The organism is Cecembia rubra, assembly GCF_003014575.1.
GTDB lineage: Bacteria > Bacteroidota > Bacteroidia > Cytophagales > Cyclobacteriaceae > Cecembia_A > Cecembia_A rubra.
In genome coordinates this window covers 22,144-39,829 of record NZ_PYGF01000002.1, presented here as the reverse complement: position 1 = coordinate 39,829, position 17,686 = coordinate 22,144, and the positions used below count along the sequence as shown (strand labels likewise).

Sequence of the window (17,686 nt, the reverse complement as noted above, 5' to 3'; positions counted from 1 at the left end):
CTTAAATAGAATTCGATTTTTGAAAAGAAAATGCACGCATTCCACTTTGACTTTTTATTATTCAGCACATAGCCTTAAATTAGTCACCCGAATACAATCTGCATGAACCAACTCCTAAAAAAACTTAGAAAATATGAAATCATGATCCGTAAGGTGGCCAACAACCATCTTCAGGGGGACTACCGTTCTATTTTCAAAGGAGCAGGTCTTGAATTTGATGACCTCCGTCCTTATCAATATGGAGATGATGTAAGGACCATTGAATGGAAAGTATCTGCGAAAGGACACGGTACTTTTGTGAAAACCTTTAAAGAGGATAAAGACCAGTCGGTTTTTTTCCTTTTGGATATTTCAGGTTCCCAAGACATTGGAGAAAAAGGCAGAAAAAAAATCGACCTCGGCAAGGAAATCGCAGGAGTTTTGACTTTAGCCGCCATATTTGAAGGAAGTCAGGCAGGTTTGATTTCTTATTCTGACCAAAAAGAGAAAATCATCCTGCCAGGAAAAGGACCAAAACAAGGTGTGAAAATCATTCAGGCTATTTTCAAACATCAGAACAAATCCTTGAAGACAAACCTCAAGGAAATGTTCAATTTTGCCCTTAATCATATCAAAAAAAGAAGTATTATCATTGTAATCTCAGACTTCATTGATGAAGGATATGAGCGCCCTTTTAAGGCGCTGGCAGAAAAGCATGACCTTGTAGCCATTCAGGTAACTGACCCAAGAGAATCTGCACTGCCTTCCCTTGGAATCATTCCCATCTATGACAAAGAAGAGGGAAAAACCACATGGGTAAATACTGCATTTGGATCATTCTCAAAGAAAATCGGTAACACCTTTACTTCTGAAAGAATCCACTTGCAGGACATCTGTAAAAAAAACCAGATCAATTACCTGAACATCAACACCAAAGAGGACATAGTACTTCCTTTGATTGAACTATTCAAGCGTAGAAACCGTACCATGAAGCGTGGATAAAATAATTAAATATATCGCATTAATAACCTTCTTGCCCTTTTTTTCCATGGGTGCATGGGCCCAACAACAGGTGGAAGTTGAAGGCTATTTCCTTCAGGATTCCGCCAAACTAGGAGAAAGGGTGGGCTATGTCTTAAAAGCCAAATATGGAAAAGGTCAGAATATCGTATTTCCAGATTCCACATTCGACTTCTCTCCTTTTGTCCTTTTGGAAAAGAAAACCTTTATAAGTGCTTCTTCAGAAGGAAATACCCTGGATAGCGCCATATACTATATCTCCAACTTTTCATTGGAGCCCGTGGTAGATTTTTCAATCCCGGTTTTTGAAGTATTCAAATATGACAGTCTTAAGTACAAACCACTGGAATCCTCTTTGGCACTGAAACTGACCATTGAAGAAATACCCGACGAGTTGATTTTTAAGGACAACAATGTTTACCAAGCCATTGATACAAGCTTCAATTATCCACTAATGATTGGATTAATCCTGGCTTTGATTTTAATAGGAAGTATTCTATTCTTTTTCTTTGGAAAACAAATATCAAAGAGATGGGATATCTGGATGGAAAAAAGGAAATACAAAAGGTTTGTTCAAAAATGGAAAAAAGCCGAAGCGTCATTTACCTCAGAGCCAAGCATGGAACATGCAGATGAGTTATTAGGACTTTGGAAGACTTATATGGAACACCTTAAATCCAGGCCATTCCGTGAATGGACTACGATGGAAATTGCCGATTTCCTTGAAAATAAAGAGATAATTAAAGATTTAAGAGAGATTGAAATGATTATATATGCCGGTAAATCGGGAAAAGATCTTCCTCAGGCCTGCCAGAATCTTTGGTCCATTTGTTCCCAGTCTTACCAACAAAAAATCACCACTACTGATGAACGCCAATAATGTAGCTGATTTTTTTTCTTTTTATTGGTTTTCCCCGGACACATTCAGGTCCTTTGAATGGGAAAATTTGTGGGCATTACACTTGTTATGGTTTGTACCTTTACTGTTCACTTTACGGAAGTTCATTAAGTTTTTAAAAAACCCAGTCCTTGAACTTTCCCTCCCTGGGAGTATATCCCAAAGCAATCCTTGGACCTACCTGAGGTTGATACCGGGCTTGTTTTTTTTATTGGGTACCTTGATGCTTATTATAGCACTCGCAAGGCCTCAAAGGACCAATGAAAGGGTAGAACAATATACAGAAGGTATTGATATAATGATTGTCTTGGACATTTCAGAATCCATGGATTTACAGGATTTCGAACCCAATAGATTGGAAGCAGCTAAAGAAACGGCCATTGATTTTATCAACGGGCGTTTTGGAGATAGGATAGGAATGGTGATTTTTTCCGGTGAAGCTTACTCCTTGGCTCCATTGACCACGGACTATGCTCTCCTTACAGATTTGGTTAAAGACATCAGTTTCAACATGATGGACGCCAAAGGAACGGCAATAGGAAGCGCTTTGGCTGCTGGTACCAACAGGATGCGGGAATCAGAATCCAAATCAAAAGTGATGATTTTGTTGAGTGATGGAGAAAACAATGCAGGAAATGTTGACCCAATTTTTGCTGCCCAACTTGCTGCTGCTTTGGATATTAAGATTTACACAATAGCAGTTGGAAAGGATGGAATGGTCCCTTATGGAGTTGATTTCTTTGGAAGACCTCAAATGATAGAAAGCTATTTGGATGAAAGCACCCTTCGTGAAATCGCAGAAATTGGAGGGGGTAGATTTTATAGGGCTTCGGATGACAACGCCCTGGAGAAAATTTTTGATGAAATCGACAATCTGGAAAAGGCCGAAATAATTGAATCCCGATATAAAGAAACAGTAGATTATTACCGTTCCTACTTATTCTGGGGCATCTTACTTTTCTTAAGCTGGTTGGGTTTGAAGAGCACTTTCTTCAATAACTTCCTATTAGACTGATTTATTCTGAAAATATATCCCTGGTAAGGTCCTCAAACAAAACATAAGTCGAATAAAAAGTGACCGGAATGCTAACTGGGAGCAATAAGCCTAATGGAAACAGTCCAATTAAATTTATTGCGAGCAAAATCAGCGAAAATGCAAAAAATTTCCACCATTTAACTGTTATTAACTTTCTGCTTTCTTCTAAGGCCGTCCAAAAGTCAAAGCCGCCAAAGATGGACATTAGAACAGAAAAACTATAAGCCACGGCCAGATAAATACCTGGTATCACAAGAGCAAATATCCCTAATGCTGTAAGGATCTGACCGATAAGCCATATAGAGATTACCGCCCATGCCACCCCAAATCCTTTGAAGAAATCAGAATATACAACCCTTTCTCCAAGACTGATTTTATTGGCAACAAAGTAAAATCCGGAAAATAAGGGCGGAGCTAAAAAAAGAGCATAAAGGAAAGTCACTTCACTTAAATATAACGCAAATAAGAGCTGCAGGGTAATGATCAAAAGGGTGTAAGAAATGCTCAATATGGGCTGGGCCATAAACATTCTAAATCCCCTTTGTAGAATATTCTCAATATTAAAATCATAACCCTGCTCTCTGAGCTGGGACAACTTATCTCTACTCATTTACTTTGTTTTGTTCCTTAGGACTTGGTGATGGCTTCCAGAATATCGTGCTTGGTTATGATATGGATCTGATGATTGTCATCCCTAACCAAAACAGCTTTTTCCTTATCTACCATTGAAGAAAGTACATCTAAGGTACTGTCAAGCGCCACAAACTTAATAGAAGACTCCATGACTTCAGCTACGGATGCATCTTTAAGCTCTGGGTTTTCAATAATTTTGCTTAATAGTTTGTTATCCGTGATACTACCTACCACTTGGCCATCTTCCATTACTGGAATTTGGGACACGCTTTTACTATTCATCAAAGCAATAGCATCCTTTACCTTATCTGACTTGTAGGAAACCACCAAACGGTAGGACCCATTTCTTGAAGCTATAATATCCCTGGCAGTACCAAAGGTTTTGTCTTCCAAAAAACCATGATTCCGCATCCAATCATCATTATAGATCTTACCAAGGTATCTTGTTCCATGGTCAGGAAGAATGATAACCATTCTGTCACCCTCATTCAAATTCTCCTTAGCATATTCCAATGCTCCATGAACAGCAGATCCACATGACCATCCTACAAATAGCCCCTCTTCTCTAGAAAGCCTCCTAGTCATTACGGCTGCATCCTTATCCGTTACTTTGATGAAATGGTCAATTAAGTCAAAATCAACATTTTTGGGTAGAATATCTTCTCCAATACCTTCGGTAAGGTATGGATAGATCTCATCTTCATCAAAAACTCCAGTCTCCTTGTATTTCTTAAAAACCGAACCATAGGTATCAATACCAACAGTCACAATATCAGGATTCATTTCTTTGAGGTACTTGGCCGTGCCACACATAGACCCCCCTGTACCTACCCCGGCAGCAAAGTGGGTAATTTTTCCTTCAGTGTCTTTCCAAATTTCTGGCCCCGTGGTTTCATAATGAGCCAGGGAATTGGAAAGATTATCATATTGGTTTGGATAAAAAGAATTTGGTATTTCTTGATTCAATCGCTTGGCTACAGAATAATAGGATCTAGGATCTTCTGGCGCTACATTAGTAGGACATACAATGACTTCAGCACCAACAGCCTTAAGTATGTCAATTTTCTCTTTGGACTGTTTGTCAGCCATAGTAAAAATACACTTATAACCTTTGGCGATGGCAGCAAGTGCCAACCCCATTCCTGTATTACCACTCGTACCCTCAATTATGGTACCCCCAGGTTTCAATATTCCTGCCTTCTCTGCATCCTCTACCATTTTGACAGCCATCCTGTCTTTCATGGAATTTCCGGGGTTGAAATACTCAACTTTTACCAGAATTTCTCCCTTGATACCTTTATTGACCTTATTCAAGCGTAGGAGCGGAGTATTGCCAATGGTCTCAATGATGGAATTATAAATCATAACTTCTATGCGTTCAATTTCACCGCAAGTTACGAATAATTTCAAAGGTGATTACTGACACCAATTTAAATCCAAATTTTATTTTGATTCAGGTGATACTTGAATGGAGCAAATAATTCTGTAAAACCTTTTCATAAATCAGATGGAATCAACAGAAACAGCATACTCGTCTACCAATGCTACTGCTCCGTGAATTGCAGTCTCATCTAATTCAGATATAAGTATTTTAAGATTGGAACTTATAGAAGGATACTTAAAGGTTGCAATATTATCCATCATACTCTCCTTGAAAAAAGGATAAGCCTTACGGATAGACCCCCCTAGGACGATGGCTTCCGGAGCCAAAGCAAACAAAATATTCTTGATGAGTTCTCCTAAATGATATCCAAATTCGTTGAAAGCTTTCAATGCTTCAGCATCTCCTTCTAAGGCCTTTTTATACAAGGATTTTGGCTTCTTTCCATAATTGGAAATGAAAAATTTGCTGCTGCAATAAAATTCGAAATCCTTATCTAGATAAGGTGCAGAACACCACTCCCCTGCAGCACAGTTAAAACCGCAGTAAAGATGGCCATTGACAATAATCCCTGTACCAACACCTGTCCCAAGGGTAATCCCAACTACATGTCTATAAATTTTGGCAGCACCAAATTTATATTCACCTAATGCAAAACAATTTGCATCATTATTGATGAAAACCGGTTTTTCAAATTTACGTTGTAGATAATCCCTTAAATAAACTTTGGTAAAAGAAGGGATATTGCCCAGGTTAAGAACAATTCCATTGTCCGTATCAATCAATCCAGGTATCCCAATCCCAATAGCAGCAAAATCAAAATCCTGATAAGTACTAATGAAATCGGCTATTGCCTCCAAAATAACTTCTTGGCTTTCAAGGTAGGGAGTATCGATGCTTCGAACATCATGTAATTTCCCCTGAACCATCACACCTGCTTTGATAGACGTTCCGCCAATATCCAATCCTAGAATAGCCTGAAAGTGTTTAAACATATTGCTGGAGTTAATAGCGAATTAAAAAAGGAAAAAGAAGAATGGCATAACCAAACTCCTTTCCTTTCGTTTTAAGTTCTTTTTTGTAATTAGATCATCCCCTCTATAGACTTCTCTAATTCTCTGGCATGAGCCAAAAATTCTTCCACATCCATATCCTTAAAGAAGATCAAACCATGGCTGGACCTTACTTTGGCGGTATCATGTAGGTAGAAGTAGTTCTTGCCAAGTAATAGCTGAATGTCATTAAGTTGGCTTACCCAAATTCTTTTGGCAACTGTACTGAATTTGCCATTATGGGAATAACTTGGAAAGGATGCATTCACCTGACTGAGGTAACAATTGGCAAATGAATCTTCCATGACTGCCATGTCACCTAATGAAACAGGCACAATAATATTGGCCTCGTGAGGTTCAAATTTAAACCAGACATTTCTATAACCAATAATTCTTAATTCACTCAAATCCTTCTCTTCCCCCCATTGTCTTACTGCTTCTGCTGTAGCCTGTAAAACTTTGTAGTGGGTATCGGGTCCTGAACCTTCAGGATCCAAAGTTAAGCTTATTTTTGTCGGATTGATCTTACGGAACATCTCAACAATGGGTTCTACATCCCGTTTTTTATCAGGTTGCTCTGTAAAAATATCGCCGGTATAAAAACCTAACCTGAGGTGATGTACATTTTTAACCTGTACTCCAAAATGGGCCCAAACAAGTTCTTCCTCAAACTCACGGATCATTCCTTTAAGCTTCTGGATTTTTACCGGATTCTTTTCACCATCATAGCTGTTTCTCAAAATACTGATCACATCATTGATAGTTTCCCTGAGTTTATGTTTGCTTTTAATTTCAAAAATCTCAACTAATGCCCTGATCACCCTATGGCTTAGCCCTCTCATACGTCCCTCAGTATCCTCTGCAGCAACTTTGGTCAGGTAATGGTAGACATCCTTATCAGTTTTCAGTTTATATCCAATTTCAAAGAAATCGTCATAATTCACCATTTGTATCTGACCTTCATCCAAAAGTTTTCTGGTATGAAGAAGTGTATCAATGACAAATGTGTTGGTTACAGCTGTAAAGCCTGAAGTAAGCACAGAGAAATGAGCCTCATTACTGTTTTCCTGAAGCTGATTAGTGATATGAGGCAAAATCCCTAAAGAAATATCATCATGATGCGGGCCTGTATGGAGGATTACTTGGTTCTTTTCTTTAGTTGTACCGCGGTTTAGTTTTTCTACAGTACTTTTCATAACCTGGCTTACAGTATCTTCTGAAAGATTTGGTATCAAAGAAGTATATTTATCACTTTTAAGATCTTCCAATTTCAACCTGTGCCCGTACTTTCCTAACTTTTTACACAGTTCAATGACAGCCCTTTCTGTTTTTTCCCAAGTCCATTCCCCTGTTCTATAATAACTGTCCACAGAATCAGTTAAGCGAACAGCAGCACCTTTGGTGAGGTAAAATCTACCGTTTTTGAGTTTTTGAAGTACTGTAGCAGGAAATTTGTTGTTGAGACTGTTCTCAAGTGAATCTTTCACTATTTGGGCTTTTGCCTCACCGGCAGCAATTATAATGGCAACTGCATCCTTATTATAAGTGATGGTTTCCAATCCGATTGTGATTACCAATCTATTTGCTGAAACCTCAATACCACCTAAATCTCCTGCCGCAACTGCCTGGGTTTCAAAGTTAGTCTCAGTTAATCGTGTTGGAGAAAACAAATGAGAACCTCTGGTATTAAAAGCAATGTGGCCATCAGGACCTATTCCTCCCAAAAAGAAGCCAATACCGCCCAAATCCCTTATTCTTTGCTCATAATCTCCACACCATTGATCAATCATGTATATGGATTCCTGCTGAATTTTTTCAAGTGAAGTAGCAGGATCCCTGAATCTTAAGGAAAGATCCACCTTCAAATCCGGAAAAACTTCGTTAAAATGTTTGCCCTGTGCCAATGGAATCTCATCTGAATTGATCAAAATGGCCTTTTCCTTACTCAAACCAAATCCTTCCAGGTAAAATTTGTTGACGTAATGAAAAAAACTATTATTCTGTCCTGAAGAAATAGGATAAAACTCATCAATCTGCACAAAGGTCAAATCCTTCAAAACCGGCTTCTTTGTTTTACCTAGGTTATACTTTTCCCTAATCTCTTTCCCCTTTTTTGAATCCCAATTCTCCAAAAGGTACTGTGTCCATTTGATAAAATACTCTGGTGTTTTTCCAGTTGGTAAACTGATCACCCCTTCTGGATTTTCGGCAGCCCATTCCAGAAATCTACATGCCGTAATCAATCCAAGTTTTGGAAAGTTTTCAACAGTGAGGTAGGGGATCTTTGTTCTGATGGAAGTAATTCCAGACTCAGCCTGGAAGGCCTTTTCTACTTCTGAAAGCGGATAATTGCTGAGCATATGACGAGTTTTATGGTTTACTATGATACAAAATAAAAAACTTTTGCTTAAAATAGCAAACTTTAATAAATTTTTTAAAAAAGTATTTTTGATTACTTAAAATATATCCAGAGAAAAAATTGCCATTTCTCAGGCAATAAACCCTATTTCTTGGAAAGATGGCCTTTTATACCCTAGTTTGAAAAAAAATTGAACCTATTGCATCTGCAGTGGATTGACGGTTTTTCCTTTACTCAAAAAATCTCCCTTTAAAATTAAATTTCTTAAATTGTACCATGATTTGTATCGTTACAGGTGTCTCAGGAAGTGGAAAAACCACCATCGGCACCCTTCTTTCCCAAAAATCCTTTCTGCCATTTTTTGATGCAGATGATTTTCATCCCAGCTCCAATGTAGAAAAAATGTCACAGGGGATTCCCTTGACAGATAAGGACCGAATGCCATGGCTGAACCATTTAGCTGAGAAAATTCAAGACTGGGAAAAATCTGGTGGAGCTATTTTGGCTTGTTCTGCACTTAAAGAATCTTACAGGTCAATCCTTCAATATGTTCCGGATATTTTTTGGATCCACCTCCAAGGGGAAAGACTCTTACTGGAAGAAAGGTTAAAAAACAGGAAAAACCATTACATGCCTCCTGGTTTACTGACATCTCAATTGGATACTTGGGAGCAGCCTGCATATGGTCTTCACCTGGATATAAAAAACACCCCTGAAGTAATAGTGCAGGAAATCCTGGAGCACATTCTTGATGAAAGGCCAAAATCTCATATTGGAGTAATTGGCATGGGGGTAATGGGTAAAAGCCTTGCGCTCAATATGGCCGAAAACGGAATTCCAGTGGCTGTTTATAATAGACATGTTCCTGGAAAGGAAGAAAATATTGCTACTGATTTTGTTGCCAAGAACAATCAATTCCCATTGCTTCAAGGCTATGACAGCCTTGAATCCTTTGTCAACAGTCTGGCAAGCCCCCGAAAAATACTGCTAATGATCCCGGCAGGTTCAGCTATTGATCAACAAATTGAGCAATTACTTCCCCAACTCAAAAAGGGCGATGTACTAATAGATGGGGGCAATTCTTTTTTTGAAGACTCTAACAGAAGAAGTAAATATCTTTCTGAAAGAGGAATCCATTTTTTACCGATGGGGGTCTCTGGAGGTGAGGAAGGTGCCAGAAAAGGTCCCTCCCTTATGCCAAGTGGAAGCCCGGCTGCATACGATCTCCTATCTCCCTATTTAGAAAAAATAGCAGCTAATGATAAAAAGGGAATTGCATGTGTCACATATGTAGGTCCTGAGGGTGCTGGCCATTTTATAAAAATGGTACACAACAGTATCGAATACGGTGAAATGCAGGTAATCGCAGAAACCGTTCATTTGCTTCGGCATGGACTTAAGTTAAGTCTTCCTGAATCAGCCAAAGTGCTTAGAAATTGGATGGGGGGCGGATTGAAAAGTTATTTACTTGAAATTACAGCTGATATTCTGGAAATTAAAGAAAATCAGGACTTCTTACTGGATAAGATCCTCGATCAGGCAGAGCAAAAAGGCACCGGAGGATGGTCTATACAGACTGCTCTTAACTTCAATAGTCCTTACAGCTCACTATTTGAAGCTGTCTCTGCCCGTCAACTTTCTGCCAATAAAAAAGACAGAACAGCACTTTCCAGTATTTACAATCATAGATTCAGGGCATTTGCTGAAGATAAGGTGCTTGTTTTAGAACACCTGAAGAATTCCTTTGCTCTTGCCCGTATCATCAATCATGAAACTGGTTTTAACCTGATGCAACGTGTCTCCGATTCCATGAACTGGAACCTGAATTTCTCAGAAATAGCTCGAATATGGACAAATGGCTGTATCATCAGATCAACGCTAATGGAAGATTTAGTAGAATTATTTAAATCCGGGCCTTCAATTTTCCATAACAATAACCTGAAAGGAAAAATTAAAGAATGGAAACCTGACCTGGCATATATAGTTGGAATGGGCCTTCAACATGATTTTGCCTTACCCGTTATGTCCGCCTCCTTAAATTACCTATTAGGTCGGATAACTGATGACTCCTCTGCCAATCTGATTCAGGCACAAAGAGATTACTTCGGCGCTCATACCTATTTAAGAATAGATGATCCAGATAGTATCCCAAGGCATACTGATTGGATTGCCCTAAAACAAAAACATTCAAAATAACCCAACATGAAGCCCTTAATTCTAGTTTTCCTCATCTCCGTTTATGGCATATTATATCCCCATGTGCCTGCTATGGCCCAAGAATATCTGGTAAAAAATGTTCATATTCTGACATTGAACAATGAAAAGGTCCTGGACAATCATACAATCCATGTTAAGGATGGGAAAATCTTTAATATTTATCCAGTTTCCGGAATTCCATCAGGGTTAAAACGAATCCAACAAATTGATGGAAAAGGTACTTTTGCTTTTCCGGGACTAGCAGAAATGCATTCCCATATTCCTATTACAGAAACAGGAGATTTCTCATATATCCAAGATGTAATGTGGCTTTACTTGGCCAATGGCATCCTTAATGTGAGAGGCATGATAGGCCATTCGTCCCATTTAGAGCTAAAAAAGAAAATCGAGAAAGGAGAAATCATTGGACCTAGAATTTTTGCAGCAGGACAATCCCTCAATGGAGCTTCTGTGGAATCCCCTGAAATGGGCGAAAGAATGGTTAGAGATCAGCATGCTGCAGGTTTTGATCACTTGAAATTGCACCCAGGTCTTGATATGACCCGCTTTTTGACCATTGCTAAAACAGCCAAAGAAGTGGATATAAAATTCGGTGGGCATGTGTCACTGGACGTTGGCCTGGAAAATTCTCTTCAAAATGGTTACAAGTCCGTGGAACACATGGATGGGTATATCGAGGCTTTGATTGAAGATAAGTCAAAGCTGGATCCTCAAATAGCTGGACCTTTCAGCATGCTGCTTGTAAAAGAAGTGGATATGAGCAAGTTGCCTTCTTTGGTTCAACTTACCTTAGAGAAAAAAGCCTGGATTGCACCTACATTAACACTGTTTGAAAGGTTTTTTGGATATATTCCAGCTGATGAATTCAGATTAGAAGATGAAATGAAATATATGCCGGGCATTCAGGTTCAGCAATGGGTAAACCAGAAAAAATTACTGGAGAATCAAGGAGTATTAAAAGAAGATAATGTCAAACCTTACCTGGAATTCAGACAAAAATTATTAAAGACCCTTTATGAGGCAGGTGTTCCAATACTATTAAGTTCTGACTCCCCTCAAGTTTTTAATGTCCCCGGTTTTTCTATCCATAATGAAATCAAATCCATGTATGAAGCTGGTCTAAGTCCTTTGGATATATTAAAAACGGGTTCTAAAAATGTTGCTGTATATTTTGAAAGAGAAGGTGAGTTTGGTGAAATTTCTATAGGAGCGGATGCAGATTTTGTACTTCTTTCAGGAAACCCCTTGTCTGACCTGGGAGAATTAAAAAAAGTCAGAGGCTTGATGCTTCGCGGACAATGGATCAGCCAAGAAAAACTGACTTCAGAACTAAAAAGAATAGAAGAAAAAAACATTCGAAAATAAAAACGCCCTCTTAGGAGGGCGTTCTCAATTTCTTGACCTAACCGATACTATTACTGCACTTTTTTAACATTTATAGCATTAGGACCTTTTTTGCCGTCTTTAACATCATAAGTAACTTTGTCATTTTGAGCAACTTTGTCTACCAAGCCTGTGGCATGGACAAAAATATCACTTTGTGACTCGTCATCAATGATAAATCCAAAGCCTTTGGCATCATTGTAGAATTTTACTGTTCCGGTAAGCATGATAAATTTAAGAATTATGTGGTTAAATGGAACATAAATGTAAACAAGCATAGTTAAAAAACAAAAATTAATTTTGCTAAATTACCAAAATGAAAAAGCTAGTACTTATAAGGCATGCCAAATCATCCTGGGATGACCCTTTTTTGAATGACCATGAACGTCCTTTAGCTGAAAGGGGATACAGGGATGCACCACGTATGGCGCAGCGATTGAAGAAAAAAGACATCTATCCTGACGCCATTATTTCTTCTGATGCTGTAAGAGCAAAATCGACTGCACTTATTTTTGCTGAAAACCTGCATTTTCCAAAAGAAAAGGTAAAATTCAATGAATCCCTCTATATGGCTTCCTCTAATACCATTCTCAACGAAATAAAAAAAACGAAAAATAACATCAAAATCCTTTTCGTTTTCGGCCATAACCCAGGTTTCAATGAATTTATTGAAAAAATGGGAGAGGATATTGATAACCTTCCTACAACAGGACTGTTTGGATTTAAATTTGAAGTAGCTGACTGGGAGGAAATCAGCAAGAAAAATGCTAAATTCTGGTTTTTTGACTACCCAAAGCGAAAGGAAGACTAGAAACCTTGTTTAAGTTGGAATTTCAAAATTCCCTTACATCTTGAAGGACCTCCTCAAAATTCCCAGGATTTTGGATTAATTCTAAAAGCTTTTTGGCGGCATGATCGGGAGTACTTAGAAGTTGGTTTTCTTTTAATCCTACAAATTTTAAGAGTGAAGAAAAAGACTCTACCTCAGCTTTACGTATTTCAGATTGCATATCGGTATCTACAACTCCAGGAGCTACCGAAAAAACACGTATTCCAGTATTATCCAAACTAGCCTCGATAGCAACTGCTTCACTTAGCATATTGATGGCTGCTTTAGAGGCAGAGTAACATGCCCAACCATCTATAGCTTTTTTGGCAGCTCCAGAACTGATGTTGACAATCAATCTTTCAACCTCCATTTGGTTTCCGTATTTTTTAATAAAGGCATTCATCAGGACAGTGGGCGCTATGGTATTCAGGACAAAAGTCTTATAAATACCAACAGGTGTCATATTGCCTAAGTGCACAATCTCACCAATCCAGCCTGCGTTGTTAACGAGTACTACCTTAGCAAAACTCTCTTCAGGAAATATGTCATCAATGTGTTCCAATATTTCCTGAAAATTGGAAAGGTCAATTTGGATGAATTTGAAGTTTGGGTGAAATAACTCCATCTGAGACCTTGCCATTCCTATGACCCGATTATTTGGTTCTTCAAGGAGCTTCTTCACCAAAGCCTCGCCAATTCCCTTACTTGAGCCTGTAACAATGTATAAAGCTGATTTTGATGACATATAATTATCCACCAGGTTTTGAGAGTCAGAAAGAGAAACTATAAAGCACTAATCTATAAGCTTAATGTTTTTAAACCAAAATTGTTTTTTGAGAACTTCACCCTGGCTATCTTCATAGGAATAACTTCTCGCTATAGTTTCGCCCAGTAGAATGGATATTTTTTCGGAAAATATGGGTCCACCAAAACAAAAAGTATGGAACTCGCCGTTTTCACCGCAGGGATCTACTGAAGGCGCTAAAGCATCCAAAAACTCTTGATTTAAAACCTTGCCTAGCCAACATTTGTCGATTTTATCAGCATCTGCTGCACAAATGGCTGTCAAAAACCCAGAGTGAAGGATTTTATTTACTATTTGTCTGGTATTCCTTCCCCAAAGTGGGAAAATAGGTTGTATTCCAGCTTTTTCCAATTGCGCTTCGCGGTATTGTTTGAGGTCTTCTAGATATATATCTCCATATGCAACATGAAAAATCCCTTCTTGCTTGAGTTGCCTTAAATATCCTGTCATGGCTTTTTCATAAGCTTGATTGTCCCCGCTCTCCGGATAGTATATAGTATCCAATGGAAGTCCGATCAAACTTGCCTGTTTATGAATCAGCGACTCCTGAATTCCATGAAGCCCTACCCTTTTTGTCCCTTCAACAAGTGTGGTATGCAAACGGACGACCTGAAATTCAGATGTTTTATTGAGCACATATAAAGAATAGGCTGAATCTTTCCCTCCTGACCAAGCCAATGATATGGGGATTTTTTTAATCATATTTCTTATGATTTCAATTTAAATTAAATTTAAAACCTGAAGGACCCCTACCCGCTACAAAGGTTTTTTTCTGAATACCTTCCCTATCAAGGATAATCACAGTGCCATTCCCCTGAAAACCGTTATTATCCGTCAAATAAATTTCACTCCTCTCTTTATGGAATCCAATACCATAAAGCCCAGAACCAGTATAAACAGAGGAATTCAAAACCTGACCGTCATTTATGTCAACCCTTGCAACGGCATCGTTATAATCAGGCCATCCTGTGGAAGTTATGATCAGCACTTCACCATTATCAGTCAGAGCAAAATTTGAAGTTGATAGCGGTAAATTAACCTTTACAGTTTTTGCGATATCCCCGCTGGACCTATTGATTTCATGAAAATAAACATTCCCCCCATCTCTTGCATATAAATACAATCTTCCTCCTGACTCAAAAAACCGACTAGGCCTCCCCAGTATGTCAACAGATTTAAGCAGTTGTTCTGTGTTCAGTGAAACAACATCCAACTTCTTGGCGGCCGAACAAGCTATCAGTAGCTGATTTCCTTCCACAAACATCCCTTCGGGACGGGAAGACACAGCAATTTTTTTATTGACGGATCCACCATCCAATTGGTTTACAACTGCTATGTAAGAATTCGGGCTATTGAAATTGGCATCATAAGGCCCCCAGTCTGAGATATATATTTTTTGGTTTGCAGTTACCAAAGATCGGCTGATATCCAATCCAGAAGTAACTGCCCCCCTATTTGCAAAATCTTTTGGGTCTACAACTTCGACTTTTCCAGTATTGGCTATCAGATATAACCTACCTTCTGATGCAACCAAATCCTGTAATAATCCGGCAAAAGGCCTTCCATTTTTGCTTTCAAAAATATTGGTTTTGATAGTACCCAAGTTAGGGTCATAATGGTAAACTTCTCCATCATTAGCTCCAAAAGCCCCTTCATTCAAAATCAAAATACCTCTTTCAAATTCCCCTGCGGGCATCTGACTCCCTTCTTCCATGCAAGAAAAAAGGGACAATAACAAAATAATTGCTGTTCCTAGATTGCTAATTTTTTTCATAGTGAAAACTGAATATTTAATTGATAATTTCTTCCTGGCATTGGTCTGAGGCGCAGCACCTGATAGGATGTATTCAGGACATTGTTTACCTGAAATCCCAATCTTGCATTAACTACACCTACTTTAAATCTTTTTATCTTAAGTCCTAAATCCCAAAGCCCATAAGGAGGTAGTTGAGCAATATTGTCTATTGTCTCAAACCTAGAACCAATGAGATGATAATTGACATAGCTTTCAAACTGACCGTGTCCTACACTAAAAAATGATTGAAATTTATGCATGGGTGTATAAGGTAATTGCATACCGGAACTCTTATCATTTTCAGAAATATTGGTCAGATTGGTTGCTCTCACCCAATTGTAGTTGCTTTGAAATTTGAAGTCCCAACTTCCCTTCTGATAATGGGCATCTAACGAATATTCCAGTCCCTTATTCATAACTTCCCTTATATTTTCTGGGGACCAAAGGTTCCCTTTGGGTAACCAAATGATCCAATCGTCCACCCACATACGGTAATGGGTAAGCTGTTGGTTTAATAGAAAATCCCCCAATTTGTACTCATAAGAAATCCCCAATTCTCCGCTCCATGAAGACTCAGGCAATAGTTCCCTATTTCCTCCAGGCTCCCAGAACCTATCATTTAAAGTAGGGACTTTGAAGCTTCTTGCTCCATTTGCATGAACTTTGATCTCTTTTTTCATTTGAGGAAAAATCCTCCAATCTGCACCAACACTTGGTGTGAATGGCGCCATGACCCCATCGTAAATAAATTGACGGAGGTTTAATGAAAAATTGAGTTCCTCCTCTTTTAATTTAAAGTTGGCACTTTGGTAAAGCTCAATTCTATTTTCTTGTGCGAAATAGGTGCTAAGCTTGCCTTGGACATGTGCATATCGTATCCCGGATTTACTTGAAATGATTGGATTAATATCCCAGTCTAAGTCGCCAATAAGAAAAAACTGACTTGTATTGTTTTCGCTGGCATTAAATACCAATTGGTCCTTGACCATACCGGTTTTAATGTTCCATATCCTCTTGCCTGCAAAATTGAAATAATCCAGCACCCAGCGTACATTTCTGTCCTGCTGCAAATCCCGTGTATTGGAACCAATCACAGGTTGGATTTCTCTTACTGTTTGATTGTACCAAAGTGAACTACTTATCAGCTGTTTTGATTTGATCTGAAAAGCAAAGTCTTGGGTAAATCCCTCCTGTAGGAAGGCTGCATGCTCCTGCCTTTCTATTGGAGTGCCAGGTTTAGCCAGGTTTCGGAAAGGAAAGTCATTTTCTGCTATATTTCTGTAAACTCTTGTCCTTACCGAAACAAATTTGTCCGAATAACCATATTGCAGCTGTTGATTCCACCGCCCAAAACTTCCCAAATTGCTATCTGATTGGAAAGCGTGGCCCTGCCCAAATTTAAGTTTGGTATTCAAATGAACAGCACCACCAATTGCATCCGTCCCAAAAAGCGCACCTCCACTTCCAAAATGCAATTGAACATCATCGAAAGCTCCAACAGGAAGAATGGAAAAATCAGTTTGCCCTAATGAAGGGCTATTGATGGGAAGTCCGTTCCAAAAAACTGCATTATGGCCAGCAGAAGTACCACGCATGGTCAAGGATGCCAACATGCCTGGACCATATTGTCTAAGAAAAAGACCTGTGCGTTGCTGCAATAACTCAGAGAGACCTAAGCCTTGGAAAAAACTTAAATGTTCCCTATTGATGTTTTTTACCTGTTGCCCAAAGGTATATTTATTCAGAGGATTGGAAAAAACCTCTACTTGTTCAAGTTTTAGGGTATCTCCTTCTAACTCAATATATAATGAAGGATAAAGACTTTGGGACTTTAAGCCAACTCTTCCTGCCAAAGCAACATCAGGAAGGAATCCATGAACAAGAATAAACAACCAAACAACCAATGCCTTTAGAATTAAATGAAGTGAAACACCTATTTAATCCAAAGCCAAACCGTGTAAATAATTGAGATAGAATGAAGTGAATATGTATCCTTATTGTACTTAAGATAATTCAAAGTAGGATGACATATCAAAAGATTTTACCTCAGCCTTTCACCCGAAAGCTTTGAATATAAAGAAAAATGGCAGGTCTCCTGGCTTCCCTGGATTTGCACGCCTTCTCATTCGCTTCCGCGAACAATGGCCCTGTAGAGGCAAATCTCTATCCCGGATTGGACCGAGATGGGGTTACAGTTGCGGGGACAGCTCCGGTTTCACACCGGATTCCCTTTTAATCCCGAGATCAATGATAGGTCTGGGAACCGTTTTCCTATTGCAAACATATTAATTTTTTTTGA

15 protein-coding genes and 1 riboswitch are annotated in these 17,686 nt (G+C 38.7%); of the genes, 6 read left to right on the top strand and 9 right to left on the bottom strand.

All coding sequences use genetic code 11. The features are described 5' to 3' along the window. Positions 1 to 102: 102 nt before the first annotated feature. From CLV48_RS04990 to CLV48_RS04980, 3 genes are read left to right on the top strand one after another with little or no spacing between them, the layout of a single operon-like run. Positions 103 to 981, top strand: coding sequence for a DUF58 domain-containing protein (locus CLV48_RS04990; RefSeq protein WP_106566180.1), 879 nt, complete (start codon positions 103 to 105; stop codon positions 979 to 981). Further along, the gene (locus tag CLV48_RS04985) at positions 974 to 1,879 is read left to right on the top strand and encodes a hypothetical protein (RefSeq protein ID WP_245889489.1); all 906 of its coding nucleotides are present in this window, start codon (positions 974 to 976) and stop codon (positions 1,877 to 1,879) included. The genes CLV48_RS04990 and CLV48_RS04985 overlap by 8 nt, the downstream gene beginning before the upstream one ends. Beyond that, positions 1,866 to 2,912: a vWA domain-containing protein gene (locus CLV48_RS04980; protein ID WP_106566179.1), complete on the top strand. Its 1,047-nt coding sequence runs from the start codon at positions 1,866 to 1,868 to the stop codon at positions 2,910 to 2,912. Before CLV48_RS04985 ends, CLV48_RS04980 begins: the two co-directional genes overlap by 14 nt. A 1-nt stretch (position 2,913) precedes the next feature. On the opposite strand, the gene CLV48_RS04975 is transcribed toward CLV48_RS04980, so the two are convergent. From CLV48_RS04975 to CLV48_RS04960, 4 genes are all read right to left on the bottom strand, one after another. Beyond that, the gene (locus CLV48_RS04975) at positions 2,914 to 3,543 is read right to left on the bottom strand and encodes a hypothetical protein (RefSeq protein ID WP_106566178.1); all 630 of its coding nucleotides are present in this window, start codon (positions 3,541 to 3,543) and stop codon (positions 2,914 to 2,916) included. 17 nt (positions 3,544 to 3,560) lie between these two features. Continuing rightward, positions 3,561 to 4,931 carry a cystathionine beta-synthase gene (locus CLV48_RS04970; RefSeq protein ID WP_106566177.1) on the bottom strand — a complete coding sequence of 457 codons (1,371 nt, stop codon included), beginning with the start codon at positions 4,929 to 4,931 and terminating at the stop codon, positions 3,561 to 3,563. 138 nt (positions 4,932 to 5,069) lie between these two features. Continuing rightward, complete coding sequence (locus tag CLV48_RS04965) at positions 5,070 to 5,942, bottom strand: ROK family protein (RefSeq protein WP_106566176.1); 873 nt, start codon at positions 5,940 to 5,942, stop codon at positions 5,070 to 5,072. Positions 5,943 to 6,031: 89 nt separating this feature from the next. Next, positions 6,032 to 8,359, bottom strand: a complete 2,328-nt coding sequence (locus CLV48_RS04960; protein ID WP_106566175.1) for a PIG-L family deacetylase — start codon at positions 8,357 to 8,359, stop codon at positions 6,032 to 6,034. Between the two features lie 275 nt (positions 8,360 to 8,634). Here CLV48_RS04960 and gndA point away from each other — a divergent pair, with 275 nt between their 5' ends. Together gndA and CLV48_RS04950 are read left to right on the top strand one after the other, a co-directional pair. After that, positions 8,635 to 10,554, top strand: coding sequence for an NADP-dependent phosphogluconate dehydrogenase (gndA, locus tag CLV48_RS04955; protein WP_106566174.1), 1,920 nt, complete (start codon positions 8,635 to 8,637; stop codon positions 10,552 to 10,554). 6 nt (positions 10,555 to 10,560) lie between these two features. Continuing rightward, positions 10,561 to 11,940, top strand: a complete 1,380-nt coding sequence (locus tag CLV48_RS04950) for an amidohydrolase family protein (RefSeq protein ID WP_106566173.1) — start codon at positions 10,561 to 10,563, stop codon at positions 11,938 to 11,940. 50 nt (positions 11,941 to 11,990) lie between these two features. Here the strand turns inward: CLV48_RS04950 and CLV48_RS04945 are convergent, their stop codons facing one another. Beyond that, a complete protein-coding gene (locus CLV48_RS04945; protein ID WP_106566524.1) occupies positions 11,991 to 12,185 on the bottom strand; it encodes a cold-shock protein in 195 nt (64 codons plus the stop codon). Between the two features lie 89 nt (positions 12,186 to 12,274). Between CLV48_RS04945 and CLV48_RS04940 the strand changes: the two genes are divergently transcribed. After that, positions 12,275 to 12,769, top strand: coding sequence for a SixA phosphatase family protein (locus CLV48_RS04940; RefSeq protein WP_106566172.1), 495 nt, complete (start codon positions 12,275 to 12,277; stop codon positions 12,767 to 12,769). 22 nt (positions 12,770 to 12,791) lie between these two features. Here the strand turns inward: CLV48_RS04940 and CLV48_RS04935 are convergent, their stop codons facing one another. The 4 genes from CLV48_RS04935 to CLV48_RS04920 are packed head-to-tail and all read right to left on the bottom strand — an operon-like array spanning position 12,792 to position 17,291. Beyond that, a complete protein-coding gene (locus tag CLV48_RS04935; RefSeq protein ID WP_106566171.1) occupies positions 12,792 to 13,532 on the bottom strand; it encodes an SDR family NAD(P)-dependent oxidoreductase in 741 nt (246 codons plus the stop codon). Between the two features lie 48 nt (positions 13,533 to 13,580). Continuing rightward, entirely contained in the window at positions 13,581 to 14,294 is a 714-nt protein-coding gene (locus tag CLV48_RS04930; RefSeq protein ID WP_106566170.1) for a Dph6-related ATP pyrophosphatase, read from the bottom strand. A gap of 13 nt (positions 14,295 to 14,307) precedes the next feature. Next, on the bottom strand, positions 14,308 to 15,366 hold the full coding sequence (locus CLV48_RS04925) for a YncE family protein (RefSeq protein WP_106566169.1): 1,059 nt from the start codon (positions 15,364 to 15,366) through the stop codon (positions 14,308 to 14,310). Beyond that, the gene (locus CLV48_RS04920) at positions 15,363 to 17,291 is read right to left on the bottom strand and encodes a TonB-dependent receptor (protein WP_106566168.1); all 1,929 of its coding nucleotides are present in this window, start codon (positions 17,289 to 17,291) and stop codon (positions 15,363 to 15,365) included. The genes CLV48_RS04925 and CLV48_RS04920 overlap by 4 nt, the downstream gene beginning before the upstream one ends. Positions 17,292 to 17,455: 164 nt before the next feature. Beyond that, a riboswitch (cobalamin riboswitch) is annotated at positions 17,456 to 17,670 on the bottom strand. Positions 17,671 to 17,686 lie beyond the last annotated feature (16 nt).